Raw genomic sequence first — 14,421 nt, 5'->3', positions numbered from 1 at the left:
CGAATAGGAGGTATGTAGAGCGTGCCTCATGGCCCCGGGCCGCCGCATCCGGGGGTACCCGATGCGGCGTGTCTTGGCTCTTACGGTTGCGCGTGGCACGTCTGACGGTGTTCCCTAGCCGCGACTGGTAGTGACATCGCGCGGCAGTCGTACCCCGGCTGCCGCTCTTGTGTACTTGGAGGAGTGGAAGCCGTGGTCGCCGCGGAAGACGCCGGCAAGATCGGTGTCGCCGACAGGCTCGGGATCGAACCGGGCGCCGTTGTCCAGGAGATCGGCTGGGACGAGGACGTCGACGACGACCTCCGCGCCGCGGTCGAGGAGCGGATCGGGAGCGAACTGCTCGACGAGGACGACGACGAGGTCGTGGACGTGGTCCTGCTGTGGTGGCGGGACGAGGACGGCGACCTGGCCGACGCCCTGATCAACGCCACGACGCCGCTGGCCGAGGAGGGCACGATCTGGGTCCTCACGCCCAAGACCGGCAGGTCGGGGCACGTGGAGCCGAGCGACATCGCCGAGGCCGTGTCCACGGCGGGTCTGGCCCAGACCTCCAACATCAACATCAGCGGCGACTGGTCCGCGACGAGGCTGGTGTCGCCGAAGTCCGCCAAGTCCAAGCGCTGAGCTAGGCTCGTCGGCGGGCTCCCCGGTGTGGCGGTGGGCCCGTTCCCGAGTCGTGCTCACTGGAGGCCGTTCATGGTCGAGGTCGGTGCCCAGGCCCCGGACTTCACCCTCAGCGACTACAACAAGCAGCCGGTGAGCCTGTCGTCGTTCCGGGGGACCAGGCACGTCCTGCTGGTCTTCTACCCGTTCGCGTTCAGCGGCATCTGCACCGGCGAGCTGTGCCAGGTGCGGGACGAGCTGGCGGCGTACGAGCAGGAGGGCGTGCAGGTGCTCGGTGTGTCCGTGGACACACCGTTCAGCCTGAAGGCGTGGGCGAAGGAACAGGGCTACCAGTTCCCGCTCCTGTCGGACTTCTGGCCGCACGGCGAGGTGGCCCGCGCGTACGGCGTGTTCAACGAGCAGTCCGGCATGGCCGTCCGGGGTACGTTCCTGGTGGACCGGGCGGGATTCGTGCGGTACGCCGAAGTGAACGGCCCCGGGGAACCCCGGGACCAGGAGGCGTGGAAGAAGGCCGTGGCGGCCCTGTCCTGACCGCCGACGACCGGGGCGCGTAGCTCAGCGGAAGAGCACTCGGCTTACACCCGAGCGGTCGCAGGTTCGAACCCTGCCGCGCCCACTGTGTTGTGCGGGGGTGCAACCCCCGCGCCCCGCCCGGCGGGCTCCGCCCCCGGACCCCGGCCGGGGCTCGTGCCCCTGGACCCCCGCCGGGGCTTGCGCCCCTGGCCCCCGGACCGGGGGCTCCGCCCCTTCGCGTCGCTGCGGCGCTTCGCGCTCGCGCTCCGCTGCCCCGTTGCTCTGGCGGGGGTTGGGAATCGTGTACCGGTTGATCGGCGCTCATGGCCGATCGAGCACCAAGGGCACGCCATCACCCTGGAGAACAACCGCTGGAGCGGCACCACGTCGGCTGCGAGGAGTTCGGCTCCGCCGGCGGCGAACCCCTCCCGTCGGCCTGTGCGGGACGCCCTCGACCTGTCCTGACCCCGGTGGCCCCGGGCCTCACGGCGTCGGGGTGTCGGTGATCCGGGTGACGAGGAAGTCCAGCCGTTCCTCCTGGCCGGCCGCCGGGATGCGGCCGCTGTCCGCCAGGACGGCCATCCCGTGCAACGCGCTCCAGGTGACCTCGGCGAACAGTTCGCGCCGCTCGTTGTCAGAGCGGAAGCAGTGGACGAACTCGTCGAAGCAGGCCCGCATCGGGGGCGGTGTCTCGGCGCTCGCGAACTTCAGGTCGGTCGGCAGGGTGAACATGGCCTGGTACAGCGCCGGGCGCTCGATCGCGAACGCCAGGTAGGCGCGGCAGACGGCGCGCAGGGCCTGCCCGGGTTCGGCCGCCTGCCGGGCGCGGCGCAGGTGGGTGGCGAGTTCGGCGAACCCGTCCAGCGCGACGGCGCCGACGATGGCGTCCTTGCCGTTGAAGTGGCTGTAGAGCACCGGCTGGCTGTACTCGACGCGTTCGGCCAGCCGGCGCGTGGTCACCGCCTCCCAGCCCTCGGTCTCCGCGAGTTCGCGCGCGGCCGCGATGATCAGCTGGTGGCGGTGCGCCCGTTCGCGTTCGCGGCGCTCGCCGATGGGGGACATGGTCCGATTCTAGCAGTGCTAGACATCCTGTCGTTGGCAACGTAAGTTGGCGCTATCGAAGCTAGCGCCGCTAGGAAAGGTGGCGCTGACAACCAAAGGGGGAGGGCGACCGTGCTCGTCACCATCGCCACCGTGCTCGCCGGGCTGATCGGCGCGGGGATCATCTTCATCGGCGCGAGGGTCTTCTGGGCGCCGCAGGGTGCGGAGGGTTTCGGCATCCCCGACACGCCCACCGGGGACCGCACCTTCCATGCCTGGCTGACCGTCAAGGGCGTGCGCGACATGGCCTCGGGGGTCGTCGTCTTCGTCCTGATGGCCGCGGCGGGGCCGCAGGTGCTGGGCTGGTACGTGCTGGCGGCCAGTGGCATCCCCTTCGGCGACGCGCTGATCGTGCTGCGCAGCAAGGGACCCAGGGCGGCCGCTTACGGCATCCACGGCGCCACCGCCGCGGTGATGGTGGCGATCAGCGTGGTCCTGCTCCTGGGATGACCGAACGCGGCCCCCGCGGGCCGCTCGCGTGGTAGTGGTGTTCCGCACGCGATTCGGTGAGACCGGGTTCCGGCGCCGTCGGAGCAGGGGGTCGATCCACGGGGGTTGAGGGGGGCGCGTGGCCGACGTCTTCGTCTCGTACGCGCGGGAGGACCAGGGCTTCGTGCGGAAGCTGGTCGGCCGGCTGTCCCTGCGCGGACGGGAGTCGTGGGTCGACTGGCAGGACATCCTGCCGACCGCGGACTGGATGAGGGAGATCTCCGCGGCGATCGACGCGACGGGCGTGTTCGTCTTCGTCGTCAGCCCCGACTCCGCCGCGTCGGAGGTGTGCCGCGCGGAGCTGGAGCTGGCGGTCGAGGCGGGCAAGCGGATCGTGCCCGTCCTGCGCCGCGACGTGCCGGCCGAGGACGTGCCGCCCGCCGTCGCCGGGTTGAACTGGGTGCTGTTCCGGGCGGAGGACGACTTCGCGGACGCGCTCGACTCGCTCCTGGTCGCCCTCGAGGTGGACGTGGGGTGGGTGCGCTTCCACACCCGGCTGCTGGTGCGCGCCGGCGAGTGGCGCGACCACGACCGCGACGAGTCGTACCTGCTGGTGGGCAGCGAGTTGGAGGAGGTCCGGAAGTCGCTGGCCACGGCGGCGGGTCGGGAACCGCGGATCACCCCGCTGCAGACCGCCTACGTGGCCGAGAGCGAAGCGGTCGACCTGGTGGCGCACCGCCGTCGGGTGCGGGGGTTCTACGTGATGAGCATCGCCGCGGGTGCCCTGCAGGTCGTCCTGATCTACGGTGTCGCGTTCGACGAGATCAGCGAGACCGGGCTGCTCGCGCTGGCGCCGGGCTGGATCACGTCCCTGGCCTTCGGCGGCAGCGGGCTGCTGATGAACCGGCCGACCCCGCTGAAGATGACCGGGGCGGCCGTCGCGGCGGTCGTCATCGCCTACCTGTTCTACGCGACGGTGTGGCCGACGCTCTGAAGTCCTCCGGGGTGGGCCGCCGGCGGGGGCGCGTCGCCCTGCGGTGGAGGAGGGCGGCCGCGGGGACGAGCGCCAGCCCCAGGGCGAGGAGGACGGGGGCGGTGCGGCCCTTCTCCTCGGCGTCCGCGACGAACCCCTCGGCGTACCCGATCCGGCCGCGGGCCTCGGTCAGCGCCTCACCGCTCACCGCGTCGCCGGCCAGCAACTCCCGTGCCTCGGCCAGCTGGAGGACCGCCAGGTGCGAGTCGCGCGAGTAGCCGACCCACACCCGACCCGCCGCGACGACGGCCAGTGCGCCGAGCGCTGCCAGGACCAGCGCGGACAAGGCGAGCCACCTGTTCACGAGCCCTCTTTCCCTGTGGTCGGGCGGGTGCGCCCACGCGGTCCGGGACCCGGCGCGGGCCGCGCGGTGCGTGATTCCCCGGTCCGGTGAGCCGAGGTATTAGGGACTGCTAACCGTTCCCCACTATGTGACATCCCCCTGTCCCCGGGCGACCCCGGCCCGTAGCTTGTCGCCATGTCGCCCAGGACGGTCGCCGCGGTGGTGGGGGTCGCCTTCTTCCTCGCCGGGTTGCTGATCCTGCTGGTGCCGCTGTCCACCGACTCGCCCTCCGGTGTCGCGGTCCCGTGCGGCAACGCGGTCGGGCTCGGGTTCGACCGGGTCGCGGTCGAGGCGGAGGGCGCCGCGTTCGTCGAGATCTGCGCCCGGCTGCGCGTGGAGCGGTTGACCTGGGCCGCGCCGGTGGCGGTGGTGGGGGTGCTGCTCGTGGTGGGCGCGGCGGTGGTGCGGCGGCGCTCGTCCGGCTGAGGTCGCGCGCTTGGTTACCCGTTGGTAGGTTCCGGCGTGTGACGTGGATGGTTTACGGGGTCAGCGGGTTCACCGGGGCGCTCGTCGCGCGGCTCGCGGTCGAGCGCGGGGAACGGCCGGTGCTCGCCGGGCGCTCCGCGGAGAAGGTGCGGCCGCTCGCCGCGGAACTCGGGTTGGAGCACCGGGTCTTCGGGCTCGAGGACGCCGTGCGGGGGCTGGACGGCATCGACGCCGTCGCCCACTGCGCCGGGCCGTTCTCGGCGACCTCCCGGCCGGTGGTGGACGCCTGCCTGGAGGTGGGCGCGCACTACCTCGACATCACCGGGGAGATCGACGTCTTCGAGGCGGTGGCCCGGCGGCACGAGGAGGCCCGGGAGGCCGGGGTCGTGCTGCTGCCCGGCATCGGCTTCGACGTGGTGCCGACGGACTGCGTCGCGGCCATGCTGAAGCGCGCCCTGCCCACGGCCACGCACCTGGACCTCGCGTTCGTCGTGGGCGGTGGGGCCAGTTCGGGCACCGCGCAGACCGCCGTGGAGGGGTCCGCGTTCGGCGGGCGGGCCCGGGTGGACGGGGAGATCAGGACCGTGCCGCTGGCCCACCGGCGGCGGGTCGCCCACTTCCGGGACCGGGCGCGGGACGTCGGCGCCATCCCGTGGGGTGACGTGAGCACCGCCTACCGGTCCACCGGCATCCCCAACGTCACCACGTTCACCACCGTGCCGAAGCTGGTCGGCGCGCTCCAGCCGCTGGCCGCGCCGCTGTTGCGGACGCCGCTGGCCCAGCGCGTCGGCAAGGAGCTGGCCAGGCGGATCGGCGGGCCGGACGAGCGGACGCGCCGCACCACCCGCAGCGAGGTGTTCGGGGAGGTGTGGGACGGCGCGGGGCGGCGGTTCCGGGCCGCGCTCACCGCGCCCAACGCCTACGACCTGACCGCGGACTCGGTGGTGAAGGCGATCCACCGGCTGGCCGCGGTGCCGCCGGGCGCGCACACGCCGTCCAGCGCGTTCGGGAGCGAGTACGTCCGGGCGCTGGACGGCGTGGTGGTCAGCGGGCCCACCGAGGTCCGCTGACCGGGGTCTAGCGGTTCGACAGCAGCGAGGTGATCTCCTGCGCGGCGCCGCCCGCCTCCAGCAGGTGGCGCAGGCCCTCCGGCAGCACGTCGCCGCGCTTCTGCACGGCCTGCGCGTACAGCCGGCCCGCGCGGTAGGACGAGCGCACCAGGGGGCCGGCCATGACGCCGGAGAAGCCGATGGCCTCGGCGGTCTCCTTGTGCGTCACGAACTCCTCCGGCTTGACCCACCGCTCCACCGGGTGGTGGCGGGGCGAGGGCCGCAGGTACTGCGTGATGGTGATGATCTCGCAGCCCGCGTCGTGGAGGTCCGACAGCGCCTCGGTGACCTCGTCGGGCGTCTCGCCCATGCCCAGGATCAGGTTGGACTTGGTCACCAGCCCCGCCTCGCGGGCGGCGGTGATGACCTCCAGCGACCGCTCGTAGCGGAACGCCGGGCGGATGCGCTTGAAGATCCGGGGCACGGTCTCCAGGTTGTGCGCCAGCACCTCGGGGCGCGAGGCGAAGACCTCGGCGAGCTGCTCCGGCACCGCGTTGAAGTCCGGGATCAGCAGCTCGACGCCGGTGCCCGGGTTCAGCGCGTGGATCTGCCGGACGGTCTCCGCGTACAGCCACGCGCCGCCGTCGGGCAGGTCGTCGCGCGCGACGCCCGTCACGGTCGAGTACCGCAGGCCCATGGCCTGCACCGACTCCGCCACCCGCCGCGGTTCGTCGCGGTCCAGGTCAGCGGGCTTGCCCGTGTCGATCTGGCAGAAGTCGCAGCGCCGCGTGCACTGCTCGCCACCGATCAGGAACGTGGCCTCGCGGTCTTCCCAGCACTCGTAGATGTTGGGACAACCGGCTTCCTCGCACACCGTGTGCAGGCCCTCGCGCTTGACCAGGCCCTTGAGCTCCCGGTACTCGGGGCCCATCTTCGCCTTGGTCTTGATCCACGAGGGCTTCTTCTCGATGGGCGTTTGGCTGTTGCGGACTTCCAGCCGCAACAGCTTCCGACCTTCAGGTACGACGGTCACGACACCGACTTTACGTCACGCGGGATCGGGTTCCACGCCCGTGAGCTCGGCCGTCAGGTCCCACAGCCGGCTCGCCGCCAGCTCGTCGCGGGCCGCCGCGGTGGACCGCGCCGGGGCGGGGTACCCGCGCAGGCCGCGGAACCCGTCGGGCCCGTAGTAGCCGCCGGGTTCGACGTCGGGCGCGGTCGCCGCGTAGAGCTGCGGCAACGCCCCCTGCTCGGTCGACTGGCAGAGGGCGTTGACGACCTTCGCGCCCAGGCCCAGCAGCGGGTTGCCGCGGGCGCGGGCGGTGTTCGCGCTCAGCTCCGTGGCGGTGGTGCCGGGGTGGGCGGCGACGGACGTCACGTCCAGGCCCGCCTTGGCGGCGCGGCGGGCCAGCTCCCTGCTGAACAGCAGGTTCGCCAGCTTGGACTGCGCGTACGCGCGCCAGGCGGAGTAGCGGCGGACCTCGTAGTCGGGGTCGGCGAAGTCGATGGCGCCGGCCTGGTGGGCGAGGCTGGAGACGGTGACCACCCGGGCGCCGGGGCGCGTGCGCAGCGCGGGCACGAGCAGCCACGTCAGCGCGGCGTGGCCCAGGTGGTTGGTGCCGAACTGGCGCTCGAAGCCGTCCGCGGTGCGGCCCAGCGGCACCGCCATCACGCCCGCGTTGTTGACCAGCACGTCCAGCGCGTCACCGGTGCGCTCGCGCACCTCGGCGGCCGCCGCGCGCACCGAGGACAGGTCGGCCAGGTCCAGCCGCACCAGCTCGGCCTTGGCGCCCGCCGCGAGCACGCGCTCCAGCGCGCGCTGCCCGCGTTCCGGGGACCGGCAGGCCAGCAGGACGCGTGCGCCCTTCGCGCCGAGCACCTCGGCCGTGCGCAGGCCCAGGCCCGAGTTCGCGCCGGTCACCAGGGCGGTGCGGCCGGTCTGGTCGGGGATGTCCGCTTCCGTCCACTTCGCCATGCGTAACACCTACCGGTGTCAGGCGCTCTTGGCGAGCCGGCGGTGGCGCCCGGGGACGATCGCGGTGCGGGACGAGGGTGCGGGCGCGGTGCGGATCAGGCGCTCGAACGCCGCGCCGACGCGGGCGATCTCGTCGGCCGGCTCGGACAGCTCGGCCAGGCCCGCGGTCAGCGCCAGCACGCGCTGCTCGCGCTCGACGGCCTGGGCGGCCTCGGTGGAGCCCTTGGCGGAGGTCAGGTGCGCGTCGAGCACGGCGCGCAGCACGGGCTGCTCGGCGGCCAGCGCGCGCCACGTGCGGGTGACGGTGTCCACCCGGTCGGCCGAGCCGTCCTCGAGCGCGACGCCGAGGCGGCCGGTGAGCTGCCGCATCCAGCGGTAGTGCAGGGCCAGGAGCAGGTCGTCCTCGGTGGCGAACAGCTCGCGGTCGAAGCGCAGGGGCGCCGAGGGGTCGCCCGCGGCGTCGCGGAGCACGGCGTCCAGGGCGTCACGGCGTCGGTAGAAGTCGGTCCAGCTCATCTCACGCCTCCTCTCAGGTGGTGATCGCGGTCATACCCCCGGTTTTCCACATACCGTCGGTATGGCACTGGAGCGAACATACCACGAGTACGTACCGTCGGTATGTCGTACGGTTGTGAACGTGGTGACAGTGCGGTCGAGGCGGTTGGAGTACTCGGAGTCGACGCGGAAGGCGCTCGTGGGCTCCGCCGTGGAGCTGTTCACCAAGCGCGGCTACGCGGGCACCTCGCTGGACGAGGTGGCCAAGCGGGCACGCCTGACCAAGGGCGCGCTCTACCACCACTTCAGCGGCAAGCAGGCGCTGTTCGAGGCCGCCTTCGACGCGGTCGAGAACGACTTCATGCTCAAGCTCACCGAGATCGTCAGCGCGCCCGGGGACCCGTGGGACACCGCCATCGCGGGCCTGCGCGCGTACGTGCGGGTGTGCCTGGAGCCCTCCTACCAGCGGATCGTCATCCACGAGGCGCCGGTGGTGATGGGCTGGGAGCGCTGGCGGGAGGCCGAGGAGCACTTCAGCTACGGGCTGCTGCGGTCCACGATCGAGGTGCTGGTCGAGTCCGGTGAGCTGGAGCAGCTGCCGGTGGAGACCATGACCCGGCTGCTGTTCGGTGCGCTGTCGGCGGGGGCGAGCACCATCGCGGGGTCGTCCGACCCGCGCAAGGCCAGCGCGGAGGTCGAGCGCACCATCGTCCGGGTGGTGGAGGGGCTGCGGGTGCGGGAGGACGTGGGCGTGGAGGAGCCGCCCCGGCGGGAGGGCAGGCGCTCGCGCCGGCGTTGACCCGTGGTGGGTGTTGGTCGGCGCTGGTGGGTGTTGGTCGGGGTGGTCGAATCGCGGGTGCGGTCCCGTGCCGATTAGCTTGGGGTCGTGGAACTCCGCATCTTCACCGAACCCCAGCAGGGGGCTTCCTACGACGACCTGCTGGCCGTGGCGCGAACCGCCGAGGCCGCGGGCTACGACGCGTTCTTCCGCTCCGACCACTACCTGAAGATGGGCTCCGTCGACGGCCTGCCCGGCCCGACCGACGCCTGGATCACCCTCGCCGGCCTCGCCCGGGACACCTCGTCCATCCGGCTGGGCACGCTGATGACCGCCGCCACCTTCCGCCACCCCGGCCCGCTGGCCATCAGCGTGGCCCAGGTGGACCAGATGTCCGGTGGGCGGGTCGAGTTCGGCCTGGGCGCGGGCTGGTACGAGGAGGAGCACACCGCCTACGGCCTGCCGTTCCCGTCGACCCGCGAGCGCTTCGACCGGTACGCCGAGCAGCTGGAGGTCATCACCGGCCTGTGGCGCACGCCGGTGGGGGAGACCTACTCGTTCCGGGGCGAGCACTACCAGCTCGCCGACTCGCCCGCGCTGCCCAAGCCCGTGGGCCGGATCCCGGTGCTCATCGGCGGCAAGGGGCCCAGGCGCACGCCCGCGCTGGCGGCGAAGTACGCCGACGAGTTCAACCTGCCGTTCGTCGACGCGGCCGAGGCGGCCGAGCAGTTCGGGCGCGTCGACGCCGCGTGCGAGGCCATCGGGCGGGACCCGAAGGAGGTCGTCCGGTCGGCCGCGCTGGTGGTGTGCGTGGGCCGTGACGACGCGGAGGTCGCCCGGCGGGCGGCCTCGATCGACCGCGAGGTGGACGAGCTGCGGGAGAACGGCCTGGCCGGCACGCCCGCCGAGGTCGTGGACAAGCTGGGCGCCTGGCGGGAGCGGACCGGGGTCGCCCGGGTCTACCTCCAGGTGCTGGACCTGGCCGACCTCGACCACGTCGAGTTCATCGCGGCCGAGGTGGCGCCGCAGGTGCGGTGACGGTGCCGCGGTCGTAGGGCTGCGGTCGTAGGGCCGAGGTGACGGTGCCGCGGTCGTAGGGCTGCGGTTGTTAGGGCTGTGGTCGTAGGGCTGCGGCGGTAGGGCTGTGCGGTGGTGCGGCTGTGGTTGTGGGGCTGTGCGGGAGTGCGGCTGTGCGGCGGTGGCTGTGCGGCGGTGGCTGTGCGGTCGCGGTCAGGAGCGCAGTTGGCCGGCCACGTCCGCGGCGGCGGTGAGCAGGACGAGCACGGGGATCGCGGCCGAGGGCCGCAGGCGGTAGCTCCCGCGCTTGTCCTGCTCCACCACGCCGGACCCGGTCAGCGCCTTCAGGTGGTGGTACAGCTGGCCGGTCGACCCCAGCCGGGCCGCCTCCTGGAGCGCGGCGGCCGGTTGCGCGCCCTGCCCGAGCAGCGTGCGCACGATCTCCACCCGGGCGGGGTGGGCCAGCGCGGACAGCACCTCGACCCGGGGGCGGTCGGCCAGCGACAGCGCGTGCTCGGGCGTCACGTCGATCCGCCACGAGACCTTCCCGTCGCCCAGCGCCACCTGGCCGCCGTAGCCGAACGCACCGCTGTTGCCGCGGTCGTGGTCGTCGTGGTCGTCGCCGTTGTCGCCGGGGGGCGTGGGCGGCTTGGTGGAGGCGCGCTCGTCGCCCTCCAGGGCGGCCACGCGCCGCTCCAGCTCGGCCAGCCGCTGCACCAGGTCCACCGCTGCCATCCTAGGAGAGGGCCGCCCGGAATTCCCGCAGCGCGCCCGGCTCCAGCAGGGCCTGGCGGACCAGCACCACCAGTTCGGTGGACGTGGCCGCCTGCTGCTCGTCGACCTCCCGGGTCAGCACCGCCGCGCTGCCGACCCGCCCGTCCTCCCAGCGCACGCTCATGCCCACGGTGAGGATGCCGGCCAGCGACCCGCCCTTGAAGCCGATCCCGGCCACGCCCGGCGGCAGGTCGCCGGACAGCGCCCGCTCCAGGTGCCCGCGGGCCAGGTCCACCCCGGCCAGCGACCGGTGCGCCCGGTTCAGCCCGGCGGCCGTGCCCGCCCACGTGGTCCGGGCCCACGGCCGCTGGCCCTCGTAGGTGCTGGGCACGTCGGGGAACCTGCCGATCACCTCCAACTGGAGCCGCGGGTCCCGCAGGTACTGCTCGACGCTCACCGGGCGGCCCAGGACCAGCCGCAGCACGTCGCCCAGGATCTCGGGCACCGGTGCGCCCGGCCAGCCGTGGCGGGCGGCCGCCGAGCGCAGCGCGCCCACGCCCAGCCGGTGGCGCAGGAAGTCGGTGGCCGCGTTGTCGCTGTACCGGATCATCGACGTGACCAGGTCGTCGAGCGACACGCGGTGCTGCGGGTCGTCGGCGGTGGCGCCGTTGGAGAACGGGATGCCCAGGGCGCGCAGGGACGCCTGGTGCGCGCCGCCGTCGAGGCCGAGGTAGTACTGCTCCCAGTCGCCGACGCGGACCTGGTCGTCGGGGTTCACCGCGCCGGTCGCCACGGCCTTCGCGTACCCGGCCAGGTGCACCACCTTCACGGCCGAGGCCAGCGGTTGGGGCTCGAACGCCCGGTGCGCGACCCGGCCGCCCCGGCCGTCGTCCAGCGCCACGGCGACGTGGCGGCGGTTGGCCCGGAACCAGGACAGCCAGTCGTCCGGTCGGGCCGGTGTCCGGGTCTGCGCCTCGGCGTGGGCCGGTGCGGCGGGCAGGAGCGCGGAGGCGCCCGCCAGGCCGCACGCGCAGAGCAGGTGCCGTCGGGTCAGGAGCACGACGAATCTCCCCTCTGGTAGTCCGTAATTTCGGAATACTAGAGGGGAGGAGTGCGTCGTGTCAGCTCTCGGTTTTCGCGAGGTCGGTCCGGGGTGGGGGCCGGGCGGGATCAGGCCGTGCGGACCGCGAAGGTGACGCCGGCGGCCACCGGCTCTTGGCGCGCCAGGGTGCGGTCGGTCAGCGGCAGGTCGCCGTTCAGCGCGTCGATCACGGCCTGCCGGGCCAGCGGCAGCACCTCGGCCACCGTGACGTCCCGGTCCAGCTCGTGCGACAGCGACGCCACGCCCGCGTCCCGGATGCCGCACGGGATGATGTCGCCGAACGCGGCCAGGTCGGCGTTGCAGTTGATCTCGAACCCGTGCATGGTCACGCCGCGCTGCACCCGGATGCCGATGGCCGCGACCTTGCGCTCCACGCCGCGGTCGTCGGCGGGCAGCCACACGCCGCTGCGGCCCTCGACGCGACCCGTGCGCACGCCGAGCTGGTCGCAGACGTGGATCAGGGCCTGCTCCAGCCGGCGCACGTACTGCACGACGTCCAGCGGCTCGGCCAGGCCGATGATCGGGTAGCCGACGAGCTGGCCGGGGCCGTGCCAGGTGATCTTGCCGCCGCGGTCGACGTCGACGACCGGGACGTCGCCGCCCTTCGGGCGCTCGTCGGGCTCGGTGCGCCGCCCGCACGTGTAGACCGACGGGTGCTCCAGCAGGAGGAGGGTGTCGCCGGTGGTGTTGGCGGCGCGTGCCTCGGCGAGTTCGCGTTGCAGGTCCCAGGCGGCCAGGTAGTCGATGGTGCCCAGCTCGCGCACCTCGATCTGGTCGGAGGAGGCGCGGCAGGAGAGGTCAGGACTGCTCACGCCTCGACACTACGCCCAGCGGTCGTCCCGGTGGCACCAGCCGGAGGGCGCGGGCCGTCACCAGGCCGACCCCCAACACCGCCAGCACGGCGCCCACCGTGTCGGTGAACCAGTGCATGTGCAGCACCACGCGGCTGGCCGCGGTGAGCGCCACCGCCGTGACCGCCAGGGCGATCGCGGCTCCGAGGTGCCTCCGGGCGAGGTGGCCGACCAGCACGACGCCGGTGAAGGCGACCGCGGTGACCGCGGTGACGTGCCCGCTCGGGTACGCCCACTGCGGGTACTCGATCGGGCGGATGCGCTGGTAGCCGTAGCGGACGAGGATCGTGGACCACGACACGGCCAGGAGGACGGCGGCGCGCAGCACGAGCGCGTCGCGGGCCAGGAGGGCGCGCAGGGCCAGGCTGGTGAGCGCGATCGTGGCCAGGCCGGGGCTGAGGACGAAGCTGATCACGGTGGCCGCGTGCGTGAGGTTCGGGCCCAGTTCGGCGGCGGCCAGGTTGAGGTCCCGGTCCAGGGTCGGGACCTCCCGGCGCACCGACAGGCCCAGGACCAGGGAGGAGAGGGCCAGCACGAGGCCGACCAGGATGGTGATCATGGTCGGGTCGGGGCCTTGTTCGTCACTGGTCGACCGCCCTCATCGGTTGCCGCCCTCGTCGGTTGCCGCTGTCACCGGTTGCCCCCGTCACCGGTCGCCCCCCGTCACCGGCTGACGGCCGTGGCCACCGCGGCGCCCAGGGCGGGGTGCAGGAACCGGAAGCCGTGCCGTTCGAGGACGCGGGGCACGGCGCGTTGACCGGCCAGGACACCCTCCTGGGCCAGTTCGCCCAGCACCAGCTTGAGCGCGAACGGCGGGACCACCCAGGGGGTGGGGCGGTGCAGCGCGTGACCGAGGGTGCGGGTGAACTCGGCGTTGGTGACCGGGCTCGGCGCGGTGACGTTCACCGGGCCCCGGACGTCGTGCTCCACGACGAACCTGATCGCGGAGATCGCGTCGTCCAGCGAGATCCAGGGCATGTACTGGCGGCCGTCGCCCAGGCGACCGCCCAGGAACAGCGAGAACAGCGGCCTGATGCGGCCGAACAGGCCGCCCGACGGGCTGATCACCAGGCCGGTGCGGAGCTTCACCACGCGGGCGGCGCCCTCGGCCGGTGCGGTGGCGGCCTCCCAGCGGCGGCACAGGTCGGCGAGGAAGCCGGTGCCGGAGGGGGTGGTCTCGTCGACCAGTTCGTCGCCGGTGTTGCCGTAGTAGCCGACGGCGCCGGCGTTCACGAGGACGGGGACGCCGTGCTCGGCGACCGCGCCTGCCAGGACCTCCGTGGGCACGGTGCGGCTGTCCAGGAGGACCTGCTTGCGGGCGTCGTTCCAGCGCTTGTCGGCCACGCCCGCGCCGCACAGGTTGACCACCGCGTCGACGCCGTCCAGGGTGCCCGGGTCGATGCGCCCGGCCGGTGGGTCCCAGCCGCGCTCGTCCGGCGCGGCGGGACGTCGGCGGACCAGCCGCAGGACCTCGTGCTCGGCACCGCGCAAGGCGGCCACCAGGCTGGTGCCGATCAAACCCGAGGAACCCGCGACCACGACGCGCATGGGTTGATCGTCTCTCAGCACCCGCCGGGTTGCACAGCGGGTCCGCTGTCACCCACACCACGCCCCACGGCTTCCCCGGCGAGTCATGCGCTCAAGCCGGGCGAGTCATGCGTTCAGGTCGGGCGAGTTATGCGTTCACACCCCGCGTGTCGTCCGCTCGGGCATCGCGAGTCGTACGTTCAGGACGCGCGAGTCGTACGTTCAGGACGCGCGAGTCGTACGTTCCGGTCGGGTGAGTCGTACGTTCGGGGCGCGCGAGTCGTACGTTCGGGAACCCCGGAAAGCGGAAAAGATCAAGAGCGGTCGCTCGCCGCTGGGCAGGCCGCCGGGGGGAAGGGCGTTTGCTCGTGGTCTCCCCGTATGGCCTGCCTGAGGCAACCACACTCGTCAAGGGGTCCGAAGGGCGTGGACCCCTTGACAAGC

The 14,421-nt window shown here is 73.1% G+C and carries 18 protein-coding genes and 1 tRNA gene; 9 read left to right on the top strand and 10 right to left on the bottom strand.

The features are described from left to right. Positions 1-192 precede the first annotated feature (192 nt). From ACFV4N_RS05020 to ACFV4N_RS05010, 3 genes are all read left to right on the top strand, one after another. A complete protein-coding gene (locus ACFV4N_RS05020; RefSeq protein ID WP_499671190.1) occupies positions 193-624 on the top strand; it encodes a DUF3052 domain-containing protein in 432 nt (143 codons plus the stop codon). A gap of 72 nt (positions 625-696) precedes the next feature. Further along, positions 697-1,155 (top strand): peroxiredoxin, encoded by a 459-nt coding sequence (locus ACFV4N_RS05015; protein ID WP_499671189.1) that lies wholly within the window; start codon positions 697-699, stop codon positions 1,153-1,155. Between the two features lie 13 nt (positions 1,156-1,168). After that, a tRNA-Val gene (locus ACFV4N_RS05010) sits at positions 1,169-1,240 on the top strand. 380 nt (positions 1,241-1,620) lie between these two features. On the opposite strand, the gene ACFV4N_RS05005 is transcribed toward ACFV4N_RS05010, so the two are convergent. Continuing rightward, entirely contained in the window at positions 1,621-2,199 is a 579-nt protein-coding gene (locus ACFV4N_RS05005) for a TetR/AcrR family transcriptional regulator (RefSeq protein WP_499671188.1), read from the bottom strand. Between the two features lie 111 nt (positions 2,200-2,310). On the opposite strand from ACFV4N_RS05005, the gene ACFV4N_RS05000 reads away from it, so the two are divergent. Both ACFV4N_RS05000 and ACFV4N_RS04995 read left to right on the top strand, forming a co-directional pair. Then, entirely contained in the window at positions 2,311-2,688 is a 378-nt protein-coding gene (locus ACFV4N_RS05000; RefSeq protein WP_499671187.1) for a DUF4267 domain-containing protein, read from the top strand. Positions 2,689-2,806: 118 nt separating this feature from the next. Next, the gene (locus ACFV4N_RS04995; protein WP_499671186.1) at positions 2,807-3,661 is read left to right on the top strand and encodes a toll/interleukin-1 receptor domain-containing protein; all 855 of its coding nucleotides are present in this window, start codon (positions 2,807-2,809) and stop codon (positions 3,659-3,661) included. On the opposite strand, the gene ACFV4N_RS04990 is transcribed toward ACFV4N_RS04995, so the two are convergent. Then, a complete protein-coding gene (locus ACFV4N_RS04990; protein ID WP_499671185.1) occupies positions 3,618-4,004 on the bottom strand; it encodes a hypothetical protein in 387 nt (128 codons plus the stop codon). The two genes, ACFV4N_RS04995 and ACFV4N_RS04990, sit on opposite strands and share 44 nt — an antisense overlap. A gap of 174 nt (positions 4,005-4,178) precedes the next feature. On the opposite strand from ACFV4N_RS04990, the gene ACFV4N_RS04985 reads away from it, so the two are divergent. Continuing rightward, on the top strand, positions 4,179-4,469 hold the full coding sequence (locus ACFV4N_RS04985; RefSeq protein ID WP_499671184.1) for a hypothetical protein: 291 nt from the start codon (positions 4,179-4,181) through the stop codon (positions 4,467-4,469). A gap of 47 nt (positions 4,470-4,516) precedes the next feature. After that, positions 4,517-5,539, top strand: coding sequence for a saccharopine dehydrogenase family protein (locus ACFV4N_RS04980; protein ID WP_499671263.1), 1,023 nt, complete (start codon positions 4,517-4,519; stop codon positions 5,537-5,539). Between the two features lie 7 nt (positions 5,540-5,546). Here the strand turns inward: ACFV4N_RS04980 and lipA are convergent, their stop codons facing one another. The 3 genes from lipA to ACFV4N_RS04965 are packed head-to-tail and all read right to left on the bottom strand — an operon-like array spanning position 5,547 to position 8,009. Next, positions 5,547-6,551: a lipoyl synthase gene (gene lipA, locus ACFV4N_RS04975; protein WP_499671183.1), complete on the bottom strand. Its 1,005-nt coding sequence runs from the start codon at positions 6,549-6,551 to the stop codon at positions 5,547-5,549. A gap of 15 nt (positions 6,552-6,566) precedes the next feature. Next, positions 6,567-7,493, bottom strand: coding sequence for an oxidoreductase (locus ACFV4N_RS04970; protein ID WP_499671182.1), 927 nt, complete (start codon positions 7,491-7,493; stop codon positions 6,567-6,569). Between the two features lie 18 nt (positions 7,494-7,511). Next, complete coding sequence (locus tag ACFV4N_RS04965) at positions 7,512-8,009, bottom strand: hypothetical protein (RefSeq protein WP_499671181.1); 498 nt, start codon at positions 8,007-8,009, stop codon at positions 7,512-7,514. Between the two features lie 130 nt (positions 8,010-8,139). On the opposite strand from ACFV4N_RS04965, the gene ACFV4N_RS04960 reads away from it, so the two are divergent. Then, entirely contained in the window at positions 8,140-8,787 is a 648-nt protein-coding gene (locus ACFV4N_RS04960) for a TetR/AcrR family transcriptional regulator (RefSeq protein WP_499671262.1), read from the top strand. Between the two features lie 87 nt (positions 8,788-8,874). Beyond that, entirely contained in the window at positions 8,875-9,804 is a 930-nt protein-coding gene (locus ACFV4N_RS04955) for an LLM class F420-dependent oxidoreductase (protein ID WP_499671180.1), read from the top strand. A 192-nt stretch (positions 9,805-9,996) separates the two neighbouring features. Here ACFV4N_RS04955 and ACFV4N_RS04950 read toward each other — a convergent pair whose 3' ends face one another. The 5 genes from ACFV4N_RS04950 to ACFV4N_RS04930 form a co-directional block, all read right to left on the bottom strand. Beyond that, positions 9,997-10,518, bottom strand: coding sequence for an ArsR/SmtB family transcription factor (locus tag ACFV4N_RS04950; protein WP_499671179.1), 522 nt, complete (start codon positions 10,516-10,518; stop codon positions 9,997-9,999). Position 10,519: 1 nt separating this feature from the next. Then, a complete protein-coding gene (locus ACFV4N_RS04945; RefSeq protein WP_499671178.1) occupies positions 10,520-11,557 on the bottom strand; it encodes a serine hydrolase in 1,038 nt (345 codons plus the stop codon). Positions 11,558-11,667: 110 nt separating this feature from the next. Then, on the bottom strand, positions 11,668-12,411 hold the full coding sequence (lipB, locus tag ACFV4N_RS04940; protein WP_499671177.1) for a lipoyl(octanoyl) transferase LipB: 744 nt from the start codon (positions 12,409-12,411) through the stop codon (positions 11,668-11,670). Then, on the bottom strand, positions 12,398-13,009 hold the full coding sequence (locus ACFV4N_RS04935) for a phosphatase PAP2 family protein (protein WP_499671176.1): 612 nt from the start codon (positions 13,007-13,009) through the stop codon (positions 12,398-12,400). Before ACFV4N_RS04935 ends, lipB begins: the two co-directional genes overlap by 14 nt. A 104-nt stretch (positions 13,010-13,113) precedes the next feature. Continuing rightward, positions 13,114-13,998 (bottom strand): TIGR01777 family oxidoreductase, encoded by an 885-nt coding sequence (locus ACFV4N_RS04930; protein ID WP_499671175.1) that lies wholly within the window; start codon positions 13,996-13,998, stop codon positions 13,114-13,116. Between the last annotated feature and the right edge of the window lie 423 nt (positions 13,999-14,421).

Source organism: Actinosynnema sp. NPDC059797 (assembly GCF_042732085.1).
In the GTDB taxonomy this organism is placed as follows: domain Bacteria; phylum Actinomycetota; class Actinomycetes; order Mycobacteriales; family Pseudonocardiaceae; genus Actinosynnema.
The sequence above is the reverse complement of the archived record's forward strand: the minus strand, read 5'-3'. Positions and strand labels throughout refer to the sequence as shown.